Genomic DNA, 16,149 nt, shown 5'->3' with positions numbered 1-16,149 from the left:
CGCTGGCGTCGTCGTCCTTCTTCCGGCGACGTATCAACAGTGGGACGGACTCGTACCGGTTCGTTACCGATCCGTTCCCCGGACCGGGGTCAGCTCGCCTCGCCCGCGCCGGGCGCGCCGAGCGAGGTGACCCGCTGGGCGGCGCCCGCCGGGGAGTCGGCGCAGACGACGAAGTGCCCGGGGCGGCGGGCTCCGGGGCCCGGCACGAACCGGACATCCGGCAGCATGGCCGCGGAACCCGGCGGCCGGCTCGATTCCACCGCCGCGGCGAACCGTTCCGGCCGTACCGCCTCCACGAGCTTCCCGGCCAGGACCCGTAGGGCTCCGGCGGCGAGATCGAATCCCCCCGCCGCCTTCAGCAGCTCGGGAATCGGATCGTCCGGGAGGCCCGCCCGGCAGCCGGTGATCACCGGGCCCTGCCGGGTGAGGGTGACGCCGGTGTGGGCGGGACCGTACTGGTACCCGGTCAGGTCCAGCAGCGCGGTCACCACGGCCCGCACCTCCGCCGCGGTGTCCTCCGTCAGCGGGGCCGGGGAGAGCAGGCCGTACGACGTCCGGGCCGTGATCCCCACGGTCTGGTGCATCCCGTGCACGCTCAGCGTCTCCACGGTCAGCCGGGGCGCGCCGGAGACCGCGCCGGCGTCCGGCGACAGCCGGTTGTCCCGGACCAGGCGCTGTACGGCGTCCACGTCCGCGAGCAGGCGCAGGGCGCGCGCGGGATTGACGAAGAGCCCGGCGGCCTCGGCCTCGTCCAGGAGGGGCCGCAGCGCGGACTCGTCGTGCGGGTCGACGCGGGCCGAGCGCACGTGCACACCGGCCCGGTGTGCCTCGCTGAGGAGGCGCGGGTCCGGGTTCAGCAGAAAGATCCGGCTGACGTCGTTGTCTTCTTTCATACCTCTGCTCGGATGACGAAGTCGGCGAGGGGGGAAAGGCAGGCTACGAGCGGGCGTTACCGATCCGGTCCCGGACGGTTCCCCAGCGGTTGGTTGCGGACGGAACGCCCCGTACGGTACTCGTCCCACCGCCCCGCCGACCCGTCAACGGCTCACCTCGCCCGTACTTGGGCAACTGTGAGGAAGGCTGCCCAGGTGGCGGGGCGGATGGTGACGTGCGCGGTGGGCTGTTTGGAGTCGCGGATGTGGATGGCGGTGGGGTGCTCGGCGAGTTCGAGGCAATCGCCGCCCTCGCCGCTGCTGTAGCTGGATTTACGCCAGGCGTAGGCGGCTTCGACGCACTGGCCGCCCTCACCGTCGCTGTAGCTCGACTTGAACCAGTTCAACTGTTCTATGGTCATCGCTTTTCCAGCATCTCCTCGATCAACTCAAGGGACTCGTAGGGGTTGAGAGCCTGCGCCCGGATGATCCCATAGCGAGCAGCAAGGAGGCGGACCTCCTCGCGGTCGGCGATCAGCTTGGGGTGACCCTGGACCTCCATGTATGCAACCTGCTCCTTCCCCTTCGGGATAAGCAAGGTAAATGGGCCGCCCAGCGACGGATGCACCTCACGGCCTGTGGGCATCACCTGCAACTGCACGTTGCGCATGCGGCCGATGCGCAGCAGGTGGCGAAGCTGCCCCTTGTGCACCTCGGGCCCGCCGATCGGTCGCTCCAGGACCGCCTGCTCCATGACGAAGCTGAACTCCGGCAGCGGCCACCGTTCGAAGATCTGCTGGCGCGAGAGCCGGTCGGCCACCCGCTTCTCGATCGTCTCCTCATCCAGCGGCGGATACCTCTGCGTGAACACCGCCCTGGCGTAATCCTCGGTCTGCAACAGACCGAGGACACCCATCGTGCTGTAGTCGTGCAGAGACACCGCCAGCGCCTCCAGGCCGGCGTAATCCCGGTACCACTCGGGATGCCGCGTCCGTGCCCTGGTCATCGCCTCCTCCACGTCGGGGATGACCGCGATCAGCATCCTGTTGGCGCCGAGGATCGGGTCCGCCTTGATCAGGAACTCCGGCCTCGGGGTCCGTACCCCCCGCTCCATGGCCGAGATCTGATCCGGGCCGTAGCCGACCAGTGCCCCGAACTCCGACTGGCTGAGCCCCGCCCGCTCCCGCAGTAACTTCAACTGCCTGCCCACCATGGCGAAGACACCCGCCGCCCCGTTTTCCTCACCGGGTGTCTCCGGCCGCCGCTCCTGCTCCGCTACCACTCCGCCCTCCGCCCATTCCGTACACGCACCGACTCGCACCCGTACGACTACGCAGAGTCGCCGGGCCCCTCCTGGTCAGCGTAGGGAGAACCGGCCACGCTCGGTGATGTGAATCTGGAAATCTCCACCCCCCTCCCTCAGCTGGTCCAGCGCCTCAGCGCCACCCCCCGCGGCGCCCGACTGGCCCGGCGGCTCACCGCGTCCTCGCTCGCCGAGTGGGGTTACTCCTACGACAGCGAGCCGAACGAGACCGCCCAGCTCCTCGTCTCCGAACTCGCGACGAACGCCGTCACCCACGGTCGCGTACCCGGCCGGGACTTCGAGCTGCGCCTGGCCCTCCTGCCGGAGGCGGACACGCTCCGCGTCGAGGTGAGCGACCCCCGGGGCGACCGGCCGCTGAAAACCCTCCGCGCCGCGCCGTGGGACGAGCACGGCCGGGGTCTGATCGTCGTGGACGCCCTCGCCCGGACCTGGGGCGTGCGCGAGCGCGTCGTGGGCAAGACGGTGTGGGCCGAGCTGCCGCTGACACCCGAAAAGCGGGGCGGTCCCGGGACGCCGTAGCGCCCGGGACCGCCCCGCCGAAGCGAGCCGCGGATCAGCTGTGGTTGTAGGTGACCGAGAAGTTCTCCCCGCCGCTCAGCGAGGAGGTCGTGGCCTTGGTGGTGCTGCCCGAGGCCATGTCGATCTTGTCGGGCGAGTAGTTGCCGATCGCCTGGCCGTTGGCCGTGGCGCCGGTGAAGCTCGCGGTGCCGAAGTTCGACAGCGGCAGCACACCGGTGGAGCTGGACGGCGCCTCGGCTATGACCTCGGCGGAGGCGTTGGACAAGCCGCTCTGCGTCTTCGTGGTGGTCTTCGTCCAGCCCCTGGTGGTGTCCGAGAGGGTGAGCGTGTACGTGCTGCCGCTGCGGCTGACGGTGGCGGTGAAGTGGTCACCGGCGCTCACCGTGTTGCTGTAGTTGACGGGGTACGCGGGGTACATCTCGTACCAGGACGAGTAGACCGCCCGGCCGCTGGAGCAGTCCGCCTCGGTGCCCGTCTGCTCCACCGAGTTGCTGCCGTCACCGTCGATGCCGACCCAGAACGAGGAGTACGTGGTCGCGCTGGAGCAGCTGACCGCCGGTTGCACCCAGCTCGCGGAGACGCTGGTGAACGTCGTGCCGGTCGCGGCGTAGCCGGCCCAGTTGGAGCTGGTGCTGTTCCTGATGCCGCCGACCATGTGGTGGCCGCTGAGGTGCCCGCTGACCGGGGTCATGCGCAGCGCCGGCGCGGCGACGGCGGCCGCGGGGGAGGTCGCCAGGGCGGACAGGACGGCGGCGGCTACGGCTGTGGCGGCGGTGAGGCGGATCGTTGCAGACATGCTGCTCCTTCTCGCTGACTCGCGGTGCAGACGTGACTGGCGGCCACCAGTGGGGGGAGACGTGCGCCCGTGCTTGTCAGTGTGCAGTCAATCTGCGGTCCGCTGTCACCCGGCTACCGGGTTTTCACAGCAAAGCTCCTGCCAAGTGCCCGCTACAAAAGGCGTGTTGGCGGTGATATTGCCCGGAAGGCGAAGCCCGGGGACCGCTCACGCCCGGTCGTACAGCCCCTCCACCTCTCGGCCGAAGTCCGCCAGGATCTGCCGGCGCCGGAGCTTCATGGAGGGGGTGAGATGCCCGGCCTCCTCCGTGAAGTCGACGGGGAGGACGGTGAAGCGGCGGATGGACTCGGGGCGGGAGACGAGGCGGTTGGCGTCGTCGACGGCGCGCTGGAGGAGGGCCCGCAACTCGGGGTCGTCGGCGATGAGTTCCGGCGGGACCGGGTGCCTGCCGTTCATCTGCCGCCAGTGGACGATGCCCTCGGGGTCGAGCGTGAGGAGGGCGGCGACGTAGGGGCGGTCGTCGCCGACGAGCATCACCTGGGAGATCAGGGGGTGTTGGCGCAGCCAGTCCTCCAGCGGGGCGGGGGCGACCGACTTGCCGCCGGAGGTGATGAGGAGTTCCTTCTTGCGGCCGGTGATGGTGAGGTAGCCCTCGTCGTCCAGCTCGCCCAGGTCCCCCGTGTGCAGCCAGCCGTCGCGGGTGACGGGGACGACGCCGCCGGCCTGCGGGTCCCAGTAGCCGCGCAGCACATGGTCACCGGCGATCAGGATCTCCCCGTCGGCGGCGATCCGCACCCGGGTGCCGGGCAGCGGCCAGCCCACGGTGCCCAGACGGGGCTTGAGCGGCGGCGTGACGGTGGTGGCGCCGGTGGTCTCCGTGAGGCCGTACCCCTCGTAGATCTCGATGCCCGCCCCGGCGTAGAACGCGGCGAGGCCGCGCCCGAGCGGCGAGCCCCCGCAGATGACGTGCCGGACGCGGCCGCCCATCGCGGCACGGATACGTCGGTAGACGAGGGGGTCGTAGAAGCCGCGCTGGGTCTTGAGCGCGCGGCCGGGCCCGCCGCCGGTGCCGGACTGGCCGGCCTGGAGCGCCTCGCCGTAGCGCCGGGCGACGGCGGCGGCGCGGTCGAAGGCGGCACCCCGGCCGCCCGACTCGGCCTGTGCGCGCGCGGAGTTGAAGATCTTCTCCAGCATGTAGGGGATGGTCAGCAGGCAGGTGGGCTTGAAAGCGGCGAGGTCGGGCAGCAGGTCGTCGGCCTTGAGGCTGGGCGCGTGCCCGAGGCGGACGCGGGCGCGGACGCAGGCGATGGCGACCATGCGTCCGAAGACGTGCGAGAGGGGGAGGAAGAGCAGCACGGAGGGGTCGTTGTCGTGCTGCTTGAAGACGGGGTGGAGGAGTTCGATCGCGTTGTCGACCTCGGCGAAGAAGTTGCCGTGCGACAGGGCGCAGCCCTTGGGGCGGCCCGTGGTGCCGGAGGTGTAGACGAGGGTGGCGAGGGTGGCGGGCCCGAGCATGCCGCGCCGCACCCCGACCTCTCCTTCCGGCACGGGCGCCCCCGCGTCGGCGAGCCGCTCCACGTGCCCCTTCTCCATGACCCACAAGTGCCGTAGACCGGGCAGGTGTTGCAGTTCGGGCCCGAGCGCGGCGGCCTGGGCGGCCGTCTCCGTCACGAGGGCGACGGCGCCGGAGTCGTGCAGGATCCACCGGGTCTGGAAGACGGAGGAGGTGGGATAGACGGGGACGGTGACGAGCCCCGCGGCCCACGCGGCGAAGTCGAGCAGCGTCCACTCGTACGTCGTGCGCGCCATGATCGCGATCCGGTCCCCGGGCACGAGCCCCTCCGCGATCAGCCCCTTCGCCACCGCGAGCACCTCCTCGGCGAACCGCGCGGCGGTGATGTCCTGCCAGTGGCCGCCGGGGAGCTTGCGGCTGAGTACGACCGCGCCCGGGTCCTCGGCGGCGTTGTCGAACGGCAGGTCGGCCAGCGACCCATGGGTCACCGGCGCGGCGAAGGGCGGCACGACCGCTTCCCGCACGGCCCCGTCGAGCCGCCGTGTCCCGGGGGCGACGAGTACCGGTCTGCCGTCGTAGTCCACGGCGGACACAGGGGAGTTGTGGGGGTGGGGGGACACGTGGGGCTCCTCGGGCGTACGGCGAGGCGATCAACGGCGGCCGGAGCGCGCGGTGAACGAGCTGAGGTGTTACCGCCGGTCAGGCGAGTGATCGTACGGGCCCGTTGTGGGGGCTTTGTGCGGTTCCGGGGACGGTCCGGAGGTGGTCCGGGGGTGGTCCGGGGACGGGGCCGTGCGGGGCGGTCGCAGCTTCCGTCACTGGCCCACCTGGTCTTACCTGCGGTAACTTTACTACCGCGTAAAGAAATTGTTCCCGTCCCCAGGGGGTTTCATGTCGACCGTCCTCGACAAGCCGCCGGCCCTGGGTCCGGTGCTGCTGGCCGGCGCGGTGCGCTCCCTGCGCAAACGGCCGTCGCCGGGGGCGCCGTACCCCCGCACCCGCCTGGTCCTGCGGGACGCCCGCGCCGACGGGTCACGCCTGTCGGCCTACTCCCGCCTGTGCGCCTTTCCCGTCCCGGCCGCCGCCCTGCCCCTCCCCTATCCCCATGTCCTCGCCTTCCCGCTGGCCATGCGGCTGCTCGGCACGCGCGACTTCCCGCTCCCGCTGCCGGGGCTGGTGCACACGTCGATCGAGGCCGTGCGCCATGCGCCGCTGCCGGTCTCGGGGTCGTACGAACTCACGGTGTACGTCTCGGGGTTGGCCCCGCACCGTCGCGGGACGGAGGCGACGGTGGTGACGGAGGCGCGACTGGCGGGCGAGCTGGTGTGGGAGTCCCGCAGCACGTACCTGTCCCGGCACCGGACGGCGGGTGAGGGCACGCCCCCGTCTCCCCCGAAGGCGGCGAGCCCCCTCCCCTGCCTGGAGGAGTGGGAGGTGCCGGGGAACCTGGGCCGCGCCTACGCCTCCGCCTCGGGCGACCGCAACCCGATCCATCTCACCGCCCTCACGGCCCGCCTCTTCGGCTTCCGCCGGGCGATCGCGCACGGCATGTGGACGGCGGCCCGGTGCCTGGCGGCGTACGGGGAGGTGCCCGACGGTTCCCTGGTCCGGGTGGAGTTCCGGGCGCCGGTGCCGCTGCCGGGGGTGGTGCGGTACGGGTCGGAGGGCCGCGAGTTCGAACTGCGCGGCCCCGAGGGCCGCCTGCACCTGTCCGGAACGGTGGGCGAGGCGCCGTAGGGCCCGCCGGGACCCGGCCCGCGTCCCCTCGACCGCATGCCTCTCGCCGCCATCCCCTCGCCTTCGGTGAACGGCTTCTTCCTGGGCCCGTTGCCCATCCACGTCTACGGGCTGACGGACATCGTGGGCATCGCCCTCGCCGTCTTCCTGGGCCGCCGCCGGCGGGCGACGGGCGGCGATCCGGCCCGCTCCTGACAAAGGCCGACGACCGCCACGGCTCCGGCACCTCCACGTCGGCGGGGCGGTAGCGGCCGGCCCTTTCGCTCACGGCCGCTCACGTCAGTAGTGCGGCGACGGCGTCCGGGGCCTCGCGCATGGCGTTGTGGCCGGTCGGGAGGTCGTGCACGTGCCAGTCCGGATCGGCTTGGAGCCGGGTGCGGAGTCCGGTGAAGGGGGTGCGGTCCTCCCATCCGGAGCAGTAGACGAACTCGCGGCGGGGCACCTGGTCGACGGCGCCGGTGAGCCGGATCGTCTGCGTGAACGAGGCGAGCGGATGGGGGCGGCGGCGGGGATCGCCGCCGGCCGGCGGAAGCACGGAGTAGCCGGTGGTCGCGGCGCCGGTGATGAACGCCTGCCGGTAGCGCTCGGTGGTCGCCGACCAGCACGACTCGCCGTCGCGCGGCACGTAGGCGTCGAGATGCACCAGGCGGGAGACCCGGCCGCGGGCACGGTCGGCGGCGGCGGAGATCACCATCCCGCCGTAGCTGTGGCCGACCAGCGTGGCGCCGGTGAGGCGAGCGCGGTCCAGGAGGCGCAGTACGTCGTCGGCATGGGTGTCGAGGTTGGCGGCCGCGACCGTCGCCTCGTCGTCGTCGGGCCGCAGACCGGTCAGGGTCAGGGCGTGGACGGTGTGACCGGCGCGCTCCAGCAGCGGAACCACCGCCTCGAACGACCACGAGCCGTGCCAGCCACCGGGCACGAGGACGAACGTCGCCATGGGCTTCCCCCTCTCTTCGGCCGCGGCACCGAGGCACGCTCCCGCGGCTCCCCACCGCTCCAGATCATCATGCCGGGCCATGCCGACCACCAGAATCCGCCGCGTGATGCCCGAGCGCCGCCTCGCACGCGCGAGGTCCGTCTCAGGGCAGGCCGACCGGGGTCGCCCAGCGGTTGCCCGACATCAGGTCGCCCAGGCCGGACCAGGCGAAGTTCATCAGGGTGGCGGCGGCCTGGGGGGCGGTGATGCCCTCGGTCGTGTTGGCCCAGTCCGCGAGGGACTCCGCCGCGCCGATCAGGGCCGTCGCGAGGCCCTCGATCTCGTCGGCGGGGAGGTCGCGGGAGTGGGGGGACTCGTGGGCGGCCGAGGCGATCAGGCGGGTGACGAAGGCGGTCATCTCCGCGCGCATGACGTCGGCCTCGGCGGTGAACCTCGGGCCGTGGGTGCGGGCTTGGAGGTGGAGGACGGTCCAGCCGTCGGGGTGTTCGGCGGTGTAGGCGAAGAACGCCTGGACGCCGTCCCAGAGTTGGCGGTCGGCGGGAAGAGCGGGGCGGACCGCCGCGCGGACGGCCTCGGTCAGGGCGGCGGCCTCGCGGCGGATGCACGCGGTGAAGAGGTCGTCCTTGGAGTTGAGGTAGAGGTAGACCAACGGCTTGGAGACGCCCGCCAGTTCGGCGATCTCGTCCATCGACGCGGCCGTGTACCCGTGCCGGGCGATGACCTTCACGGCGGCGTCGAGCATCTGCCGCTCGCGCTCCGCCCTCGGCATCCGTTTGGTCCTGCCGCCACTCATGAGGGCAAGACTAGAGGGATGCCGGGTCCGTCATCCGGCCTTCGGCGATCTTGGCCGGGGGACGGTGGGTGTCGGTTACGACGGCTGGCTCTGCGCCCGCGCGCTGTCGTCGGCGACGTCCTCCTGGCTGCGGTTCGCCTCCAGGTTCGCCTTCATGCGGTCGACGCGGCCCACGACCTGCATCGACGCCCGGTCCCGCTCCTTGCGCAGCACCACCCAGCTGATCGGCGCCGAGATGACCAGGGCGAGCAGCAGCACCCACAGGCCGTTGGAGGCGCCGAAGCCGCGCGGGAAGATGCCGGAGTAGACGGCTCCCCAGACGACCAGGAGGCAGCCCGCGAAGATACCGAGGCGCATCAGCGTGTAGCGGAGCATCTCAATCCACTCGTCCGATTCCAAAAGGGGTCATCGTCCAGTGAAGCACGTGTCACGGGCGATCATGCAGCGGGGTCGGCGGCGGGTCCGGCGGCCGGGGGCCCGGCCGGCCGGGCGTTCAGCGCCCGAGGGACAGCAGCATGAAGATCTCGTCGCGGTCGTCGTCCGGCGCGACGCGTACGGCGCCGGGGACGCGGCCGACCTCCTTGTAGCCGCAGGAGGCGTAGAACCGCTCCAGGCCGTGGCCGCCCCGGCAGGACAGGCGGATCGCCTCGATGCCGTCGGTCGCGCGGGCCGCGTCCTCGGCGGCGGCCAGCAGATCGCGGCCGTAGCCCTTGCCCTGGTGGCGGGGGTGGACCATCACGGAGTACAGCGACAGCCAGTGCGCGTTCAGGTGCTGCGGGTTCGAGGTGAGGAACGCGGCGGCGACCGGCGTGCCGTGCGGGTCCTGGCCGACGAGGAGTCGGGTGTGACCCTCGGCCATCCGCACCAGGTGGCGCACCAGCTCGGGCCGTATCTCCTCGCGGCGGACCGGCGGGACGAAACCGACGGCACCGCCCGCGTTCGTGACGTCCGTCCACAGGTCGAGGAGGCCGTCGCGGAGGACGGGGGTGATGGGGGGTTCCAGGGTGAAAGTAAGGGACACTGACGCATCTTATCCATTACCCGAGGATGCGAGCGGCGATTTTCAGATCGGCGAGAAAACCCTGGTAGGCCGTGTCGCGGTCGTCCGCGCGAAGCACCGAGGACGGGTGGACGGTGGGGAGGAGGCGTTCGGGGCGGCCGTGGAGCTCCCGCTCGATGACGGTGCCGCGGACCCGGCCGACCCGGAAGGACGACCCGAGGAGGGCCCTGCCCGCGGTGGCGCCGAGGACGACGACCAGTTCCGGCTCGACCAGCGCCAGTTCCCTCGCCGGCCAGGGGGCGCAGGCGGTCATCTCCCGCAGGGTCGGGGCGCGGTGGATCCGCCGCTTGCGGGGCTCGGTCCGCGCGAACTTGAAGTGCTTGACCGCGTTCGTGACGTACGCCTCCGCCGGGTCCAGACCGGCCTCCGCCAGCGCCTTGTGCAGCAGCCGCCCCGCCGGCCCCACGAACGGCCTGCCCTGGCGGTCCTCCTGATCACCGGGCTGCTCCCCCACGAACATCACACGGGCGTCCTTGTCCCCCTCCCCGAAGACGGTCTGGGTGGCCGGGCCGTGCAGGGGGCAGCCCCGGCAGTCGGCCGCCGCCCTGCGCAACGCGTCGAGCCCACCGCGGTCGGGAACGAAGGGGGCCGCGGTGTAGGCGTCCTCGGGGGTGGTCGCGGAGGGCATGTCCGCCGGGTACCCGTGTGGGGGGGAAGGCGAACGGGGAGGCTCTGGGTAGGACGTTTTTTCGGGGGGTCCCATGCGGGTACGGGCACTGCGCTCGGTGAGCCTGTTCGGAGCGGTGGCCTTGGCGGCCGTCGCCGGCTGCGGTGGGCAGAAGGGCGCCGGTGACGACGCGAAGGCGTCCGCGCGCCGGGCCGCCCTGGTCGCGGAGGCGTGGGACGGGTCGGCCGCCGCGGCCGCGTGGCGGGCCGGTTATCACCCCATGGGGGACGTGGTCCAGCTGCCGCGGGGCGGGTTGCGGAGCCGGGCGGAAGAAGAGGCCCTTCGAGACCACGCCGTCGTCCTGCGGGGCACGCTGCCCGGTGCCGGGCCGAAGAACGGACGGGTGACGTGGGTCGGGGGCGGGTCGGTCGCGCGGCCGATGGTGGGGGCGGCGGAGTCGTACGAAGCCCTGGCGGGGGGCCGCGCCGACGGAAAGCCGCACCTCACCGTGACCGGTGCGAAGCCGGGCCGGATGACCGTGGCCACCAGCCGGGGCCCGGCGGTGGTCCCTGCCTGGCTGTTCTCCCTGGAGGGCTACGCGGACCCGCTCAAGCGGTCCGCCGTCACCGCGTCACCGCTCCCCCGGCCGCCGATCGGGTGGAGCCGCGGCGTCCCGGGGCTTCCCCTCGCCCGGGTGGTCCGGATCGCCGCGGACGGGCGTTCGGTGACGGTGATCGCCCTCGACGGCGCCTGCGACGACGGGCCCGTGGTGACCGTCCTGGAGACCGCAGGCAGCGTCGTGCTCTCCGGCGCCGTCGAGAACCGGGAGCACGGCGACTGCACCAAGCAGGCGAGGCTGCGCCAGGTGACGGTGAAGCTCGCGCGGCCCGTCGGCGATCGGGTCGTGCTCGACGCGCACACCGGCCGGCCGATTCCTTGCGAGCCGGCGTACGGACCGTCACCCAGCCGGAGTTGAGGGGGCGCGGTCACGGGGCACGGGCCGGTCGTGGCTGGTCGCGCGGTTTCCCGCGTCCCTCGGGGCGGGCCACTCGCGCCAGCCGGACCGCCACCGCCCACCCGCCGGCCGACCGAGGCGGGTGGCGGGCGAGAGGTCGTCAGATGCGCATCGGCTGGGGGGAGTCCCGGCGTGCCGGGTCGGCGGGGTCGTACTCGCGGATGATCTCGTAGCGCGTGTTGCGTTCCACCGGGCGGAAGCCGGCGTCGCGGATCAGCTCCAGGAGGTCCTCGCGGGTCAGCTTGTTCGGGGTGCCGTAGTTGTCCGCGTCGTGGGTGATCTTGTACTCCACCACCGAGCCGTCCATGTCGTCCGCGCCGTGCTGGAGGGCCAGCTGCGCGGTCTGGACGCCGTGCATGACCCAGAAGACCTTCACATGCGGGATGTTGTCGAACAGCAGGCGGGAGACCGCGAAGGTCTTCAGGGCCTCGGCACCCGTCGCCATCGTCGTCCGCGCCTGGAGGCGGTTGCGGACCTTGCCGTCCTTCATGTCCACGAAGTCGTGCTGGTAGCGCAGGGGGATGAAGACCTGGAAGCCGCCGGTCTCGTCCTGGAGTTCACGCAGCCGCAGGACGTGGTCCACCCGGTGGCGCGGCTCCTCGATGTGGCCGTAGAGCATCGTGGCCGGGGTCTTCAGACCCTTCTGGTGCGCCAGCCGGTGGATCCGGGACCAGTCCTCCCAGTGGGTCCGGTGGTCCACGATGTGCTGGCGGACCTCCCAGTCGAAGATCTCCGCGCCCCCGCCGGTGAGCGACTCCAGACCCGCGTCGATCAGCTCGTCCAGGATCTCGGAGGCCGACAGCCCGGAGATCGTCTCGAAGTGGTGGATCTCCGTCGCCGTGAAGGCCTTGAGGGAGACGTTCGGGAGCGCCGCCTTCAGCTCGCGCAGCGAGCGCGGGTAGTAGCGCCACGGCAGGTTCGGGTGCAGGCCGTTGACGATGTGCAGCTCGGTGAGGTTCTCCGTCTCCATCGCCTTCGCGAGCTTGACGGCCTCCTCGATCCGCATCGTGTACGCGTCCTTCTCCCCCGGCTTGCGCTGGAAGGAGCAGTACGCGCAGGAGGCCGTGCACACGTTCGTCATGTTCAGGTGCCGGTTGACGTTGAAGTGCACGACGTCGCCGTTCTTGCGCGTCCGCACCTCGTGCGCCAGCCCGCCGAGCCAGGCCAGGTCGTCCGACTCGTACAGCGCGATGCCGTCCTCGCGGGTCAGCCGCTCACCGGAGCGGACCTTCTCCTCCAGCTCGCGCTTGAGCCCGACGTCCATGCCAACACCTTTCTACGACAGCTCGGCCTACGGTATCCCTAGACCTCTTCCGGCAGTTCCCCGACCCGGTTCTCCCACTTCGTGGACAGCACGATGGTGGTACGGGTCCGCGACACGCCCTTCGTCCCGCTGAGCCGGCGGATGATCCGCTCCAGGCCGTCCACGTCCGCCGCGCGCGCCTTGAGCATGAAGGAGTCGTCGCCGGCGATGAACCAGCAGTCCTCGATCTCCTTGAGGTCCCGCAGCCGCTGCGCCACGTCCTCGTGGTCGGCCGCGTCGGACAGCGAGATGCCGATCAGGGCGGTGACGCCGAGACCGAGCGAGGCCGCGTCGACCGTGGCGCGGTAGCCGGTGATGACCCCGGCCGCCTCCAGCCGGTTGATGCGGTCCGTGACGCTCGGGCCCGACAGGCCGACGAGGCGCCCCAGCTCCGCGTAGGAGGCCCGGCCGTTCTCCCTCAGGGCCTGGATGAGCTGCCTGTCCACCGCGTCCATGCGATCGAAGCCTTCCGCTGAAGAGTTCTTGAGTGATGAGGGGTAACGGCGCTACTGCTGCTGACGGGCGGAGCCGCCGCCCAGCTCGCCCCTCCAGCGCCGGTACAGCCCGTGCTCGACGCCCGCCGCGTCCAGCACGCGCCCGGCGACGAAGTCCACCAGATCCTGGATGTGCGTGGCACCCGCGTAGAAGGCGGGCGAGGCGGGGACGACCGAGGCGCCGGCGTCGTCCAGGGCGACGAGGTGCCGCAGGGTCTGACCGTTCAGGGGAGTCTCCCGCACGGCGACGACGAGGGTGCGGCGTTCCTTCAGTGTGACGCTCGCCGTGCGCTGGAGCAGGTCCTTGGACAGCCCCAGCGCGACCCCGGCCACACAGGCCGTGGAGGCGGGCACGATCAGCATGCCCTTCGCCGGGTACGACCCCGACGACGGTCCCGCCGCGAGGTCGCCCGCGTTCCAGTACCGCACCCCGCTGAGGTCCACATCGAAGGTCCCGGGCTTGCCGTCGGCGCCACGGGCCAGCCATTCCCGCAGGTCGTCCTGCCAGTGGGCGTCCCGGAACGAGATCCCCGTCTCGTCCAGCAGCGTCAGCCGGGAGGCCCGGCTGACCACCAGGTCCACCGCCTCCCCCGCCCCCAGCAGCGCCCGCAGCACGGCAGCCGCATACGGCGTCCCGGAAGCACCGGACACCCCCACGATCCAAGGCACGCGCCGCGTTTCTCCTGCGTTCACACCTTGAGCGTACCGGCGCGCCCACCCGGGCTCAGGCCGGGTGGGCGCAAGAAGCGGGCCGAGGCCCCTTGTCCGGCGTCATCAGGCCGTGAGACCCCGGACCAGCAGGTCCAGCAGGGCGCACACGAAGAGCGCGATGCCGATGAACCCGTTGACGCTGAAGAACGCCCGGTTCAGCCGGGACAGGTCGTGCGGGCGCACGATGCTGTGCTCGTAGAGGAAGGCCCCGGCGACGATCACCAGGCCGAGCCAGAAGAACGCTCCGGCGTGGGTCGCGAGGGCGTACCAGACGAAGAGCGCGGTGGTGATCGCGTGGCAGGCGCGGGCGCCCCGGATGGCGGCCGGGATGCCGAAGCGGGCCGGGACGGACTTCACGCCGATCGCACGGTCGGTCTCCACGTCCTGGCAGGCGTAGATCAGGTCGAAGCCGCCGATCCAGACACCGACCGCGAGGCCGAGGATCACCGCGTCCCAGGACCAGCTGCCGGAGATCGCGAGCCAGCCGCCGATGGGGCCCATGGCCTGGGCGATCCCCAGGATGGCCTGCGGGAAGTTCGTGAACCGCTTCCCGTAGGGGTAGACCACCATCGGGATCACCGCGACGGGGGCGAGGGCCAGGCAGAGCGGGTTCAGGAGCGCCGCCGCGCCCAGGAAGACCACCAGCGCGACCAGCGCGCCCGTCCACGCGTGCCGTACCGACATCGCGCCGGTCACCAGCTCGCGGTGGGCCGTGCGCGGGTTACGGGCGTCGATCTCCCGGTCGATGATCCGGTTCACGGCCATCGCGAAGGTGCGCAGACCGACCATGCAGACCGTGACCAGCAGCAGCCGGGCCCAGTGGATGTTCTTGTCCAGCTCGAACATCGCCGTCAGCGAGGCGATGTAGGCGAAGGGCAGCGCGAAGACCGAGTGCTCGATCATCACCAGGCGCAGGAACGCCTTGGTGCGTCCCGGCCGGGGGATTGCGGCGGCCGTGCTCACAGGCCGTACTCCTTCCAGCGGCGGTCGACCAGGGCCGCCGTATCCGGGTCCGACAGGACCATCTCCGGCCACCCGCCGTCGCGCGTGTAGCCCTCCTCCGGCCACTTGCGGGTGGCGTCGATCCCGGCCTTGCCGCCCCAGAACTGCTGGTAGGAGGCGTGGTCGAGGTGGTCCACGGGGCCTTCCACGACCGTGAGGTCACGGGAGTAGTCGGTGTTGCCGAGGGCGCGCCAGGCGACCTCGTGCAGATCGTGGACGTCGCAGTCCGCGTCCACGACCACGATCAGCTTGGTGAGCGACATCATGTGCGCCCCCCAGACCGCGTGCATGACCTTCTGCGCGTGCTTCGGGTACTTCTTGTCGATCGAGACGATCGCGCAGTTGTGGAAGCCGCCGGCCTCGGGCAGGTGGTAGTCCACGATGTCCGGCACGATGATCTTCAGCAGCGGCAGGAAGAAGCGTTCCGTGGCGCGGCCGAGCGGGCCGTCCTCGGTCGGCGGGCGGCCGACCACGATCGACTGGAGCAGCGGCCGCTTCCGCATCGTCACGCAGTCGATCTTCAGCGCGGGGAACGGCTCCTGCGGGGTGTAGAAGCCGGTGTGGTCGCCGAAGGGGCCCTCGGGCAGCATCTCGCCCGGCTCCAGCCAGCCCTCCAGGACGACCTCGGCATTGGCCGGGACCTGGAGCGGGACCGTCTTGCAGTCGACCATCTCGATCCGCTTGCCCGCGATGAACCCGGCGAACAGGTACTCGTCGATGTCGCCGGGCAGCGGCGCGGTGGAGGCGTAGGTGACGGCCGGGGGGCAGCCGAAGGCGATGGCGACCGGCAGCCGCTCGCCCCGGCGGGCGGCGACCTGGTAGTGGTTCCGGCTGTCCTTGTGGATCTGCCAGTGCATGCCGATGGTGCGCTTGTCGTGGCGCTGGAGGCGGTAGAGGCCGAGGTTGCGGATGCCGCTCTCGGGGTCCTTGGTGTGGGTCAGGCCCAGGTTGAAGAAGGAGCCGCCGTCCTCGGGCCAGGTGAACAGCGCGGGGAGCCGGTCGAGGTCGACGTCGTCGCCCTGGAGGACGACCTCCTGCACCGGCGCTTCCTTGATCTTCCTCGGCGGCACGTGCGCCATCGCGCCCAGCTTGCCGAAGGCCTCGCGCACACCGACGAAGCCGTGCGGCAGCTCGGGCCGCAGCAGCCCGCCGATCTTGTCGGAGATCTCTCCGTACGACTTCAGGCCCAGCGCCTTCAGCAGTCGGCGGTCGGTGCCGAAGACGTTCATGGCCAGCGGCATCGCCGAGCCCTTGACGTTCTCGAAGAGCAGCGCCGGGCCGCCGGACTTCTGCACCCGGTCGACGATCTCCCCGACTTCCAGGTAGGGGTCGACCTCGGCCTTGATGCGCTTGAGGTCTCCCTCGCGCTCCAGGGCCCGCAGCAGGGAGCGAAGATCGTCGTAAGCCATGCGTCCCAGTATCTGCCACGGCCCACCCGGACCCGGCCACCGGGCCCGGCCCACGGC

Annotated in this window: 19 protein-coding genes; 4 read left to right on the top strand and 15 right to left on the bottom strand. The window is 71.6% G+C overall.

What is annotated here, in order from left to right; genetic code table 11:
- Positions 1-89: 89 nt before the first annotated feature.
- The 3 genes from ACWDD7_RS17925 to ACWDD7_RS17915 all read right to left on the bottom strand — a co-directional run bounded on the left by ACWDD7_RS17925 (position 90) and on the right by ACWDD7_RS17915 (position 2,085).
- Positions 90-893, bottom strand: a complete 804-nt coding sequence (locus ACWDD7_RS17925; protein WP_450457995.1) for a hypothetical protein — start codon at positions 891-893, stop codon at positions 90-92.
- A 152-nt stretch (positions 894-1,045) separates the two neighbouring features.
- Positions 1,046-1,294, bottom strand: a complete 249-nt coding sequence (locus ACWDD7_RS17920; RefSeq protein WP_450457994.1) for a DUF397 domain-containing protein — start codon at positions 1,292-1,294, stop codon at positions 1,046-1,048.
- Positions 1,291-2,085, bottom strand: a complete 795-nt coding sequence (locus ACWDD7_RS17915; RefSeq protein WP_450458029.1) for a helix-turn-helix domain-containing protein — start codon at positions 2,083-2,085, stop codon at positions 1,291-1,293. Before ACWDD7_RS17915 ends, ACWDD7_RS17920 begins: the two co-directional genes overlap by 4 nt.
- A gap of 177 nt (positions 2,086-2,262) precedes the next feature.
- Between ACWDD7_RS17915 and ACWDD7_RS17910 the strand changes: the two genes are divergently transcribed.
- Positions 2,263-2,715 (top strand): ATP-binding protein, encoded by a 453-nt coding sequence (locus tag ACWDD7_RS17910; protein ID WP_450457993.1) that lies wholly within the window; start codon positions 2,263-2,265, stop codon positions 2,713-2,715.
- A gap of 34 nt (positions 2,716-2,749) precedes the next feature.
- Here the strand turns inward: ACWDD7_RS17910 and ACWDD7_RS17905 are convergent, their stop codons facing one another.
- Together ACWDD7_RS17905 and ACWDD7_RS17900 are read right to left on the bottom strand one after the other, a co-directional pair.
- Positions 2,750-3,511, bottom strand: a complete 762-nt coding sequence (locus ACWDD7_RS17905) for a G1 family glutamic endopeptidase (protein ID WP_450457992.1) — start codon at positions 3,509-3,511, stop codon at positions 2,750-2,752.
- Between the two features lie 207 nt (positions 3,512-3,718).
- Positions 3,719-5,644 (bottom strand): AMP-dependent synthetase/ligase, encoded by a 1,926-nt coding sequence (locus tag ACWDD7_RS17900; RefSeq protein WP_450457991.1) that lies wholly within the window; start codon positions 5,642-5,644, stop codon positions 3,719-3,721.
- Between the two features lie 271 nt (positions 5,645-5,915).
- Between ACWDD7_RS17900 and ACWDD7_RS17895 the strand changes: the two genes are divergently transcribed.
- Together ACWDD7_RS17895 and ACWDD7_RS17890 are read left to right on the top strand one after the other, a co-directional pair.
- Entirely contained in the window at positions 5,916-6,761 is an 846-nt protein-coding gene (locus ACWDD7_RS17895; RefSeq protein ID WP_450457990.1) for a MaoC family dehydratase, read from the top strand.
- A gap of 36 nt (positions 6,762-6,797) precedes the next feature.
- Complete coding sequence (locus tag ACWDD7_RS17890) at positions 6,798-6,956, top strand: hypothetical protein (protein WP_450457988.1); 159 nt, start codon at positions 6,798-6,800, stop codon at positions 6,954-6,956.
- Positions 6,957-7,035: 79 nt separating this feature from the next.
- Here ACWDD7_RS17890 and ACWDD7_RS17885 read toward each other — a convergent pair whose 3' ends face one another.
- From ACWDD7_RS17885 to ACWDD7_RS17865, 5 genes are all read right to left on the bottom strand, one after another.
- Positions 7,036-7,698 (bottom strand): alpha/beta fold hydrolase, encoded by a 663-nt coding sequence (locus ACWDD7_RS17885; protein ID WP_450457987.1) that lies wholly within the window; start codon positions 7,696-7,698, stop codon positions 7,036-7,038.
- A 142-nt stretch (positions 7,699-7,840) separates the two neighbouring features.
- Positions 7,841-8,491 (bottom strand): TetR/AcrR family transcriptional regulator, encoded by a 651-nt coding sequence (locus tag ACWDD7_RS17880; protein ID WP_392214624.1) that lies wholly within the window; start codon positions 8,489-8,491, stop codon positions 7,841-7,843.
- A 75-nt stretch (positions 8,492-8,566) separates the two neighbouring features.
- Positions 8,567-8,866 (bottom strand): DUF4229 domain-containing protein, encoded by a 300-nt coding sequence (locus tag ACWDD7_RS17875; RefSeq protein ID WP_351864454.1) that lies wholly within the window; start codon positions 8,864-8,866, stop codon positions 8,567-8,569.
- Positions 8,867-8,984: 118 nt separating this feature from the next.
- Positions 8,985-9,512, bottom strand: coding sequence for an N-acetyltransferase family protein (locus tag ACWDD7_RS17870; protein ID WP_450457986.1), 528 nt, complete (start codon positions 9,510-9,512; stop codon positions 8,985-8,987).
- A gap of 16 nt (positions 9,513-9,528) precedes the next feature.
- Positions 9,529-10,179 carry a UdgX family uracil-DNA binding protein gene (locus ACWDD7_RS17865; protein WP_450457985.1) on the bottom strand — a complete coding sequence of 217 codons (651 nt, stop codon included), beginning with the start codon at positions 10,177-10,179 and terminating at the stop codon, positions 9,529-9,531.
- Positions 10,180-10,252: 73 nt separating this feature from the next.
- Here ACWDD7_RS17865 and ACWDD7_RS17860 point away from each other — a divergent pair, with 73 nt between their 5' ends.
- Positions 10,253-11,134 carry a hypothetical protein gene (locus ACWDD7_RS17860; RefSeq protein WP_450457984.1) on the top strand — a complete coding sequence of 294 codons (882 nt, stop codon included), beginning with the start codon at positions 10,253-10,255 and terminating at the stop codon, positions 11,132-11,134.
- Positions 11,135-11,273: 139 nt separating this feature from the next.
- On the opposite strand, the gene mqnE is transcribed toward ACWDD7_RS17860, so the two are convergent.
- The 5 genes from mqnE to ACWDD7_RS17835 all read right to left on the bottom strand — a co-directional run bounded on the left by mqnE (position 11,274) and on the right by ACWDD7_RS17835 (position 16,092).
- On the bottom strand, positions 11,274-12,437 hold the full coding sequence (mqnE, locus tag ACWDD7_RS17855; RefSeq protein ID WP_351864464.1) for an aminofutalosine synthase MqnE: 1,164 nt from the start codon (positions 12,435-12,437) through the stop codon (positions 11,274-11,276).
- A 38-nt stretch (positions 12,438-12,475) separates the two neighbouring features.
- On the bottom strand, positions 12,476-12,931 hold the full coding sequence (locus ACWDD7_RS17850) for an Lrp/AsnC family transcriptional regulator (RefSeq protein WP_285562205.1): 456 nt from the start codon (positions 12,929-12,931) through the stop codon (positions 12,476-12,478).
- A 51-nt stretch (positions 12,932-12,982) separates the two neighbouring features.
- Entirely contained in the window at positions 12,983-13,639 is a 657-nt protein-coding gene (locus ACWDD7_RS17845; protein WP_450457982.1) for a UbiX family flavin prenyltransferase, read from the bottom strand.
- A 105-nt stretch (positions 13,640-13,744) separates the two neighbouring features.
- Positions 13,745-14,644 carry a menaquinone biosynthesis prenyltransferase MqnP gene (gene mqnP / locus ACWDD7_RS17840; protein WP_351864470.1) on the bottom strand — a complete coding sequence of 300 codons (900 nt, stop codon included), beginning with the start codon at positions 14,642-14,644 and terminating at the stop codon, positions 13,745-13,747.
- Positions 14,641-16,092 carry a menaquinone biosynthesis decarboxylase gene (locus ACWDD7_RS17835; protein WP_351864472.1) on the bottom strand — a complete coding sequence of 484 codons (1,452 nt, stop codon included), beginning with the start codon at positions 16,090-16,092 and terminating at the stop codon, positions 14,641-14,643. Before ACWDD7_RS17835 ends, mqnP begins: the two co-directional genes overlap by 4 nt.
- Positions 16,093-16,149 lie beyond the last annotated feature (57 nt).

The organism is Streptomyces sp. NPDC001056 (genome assembly GCF_053598955.1).
Note: the sequence above shows the minus strand (reverse complement) of the source record. Positions and strands in the feature narration are given on the sequence as shown.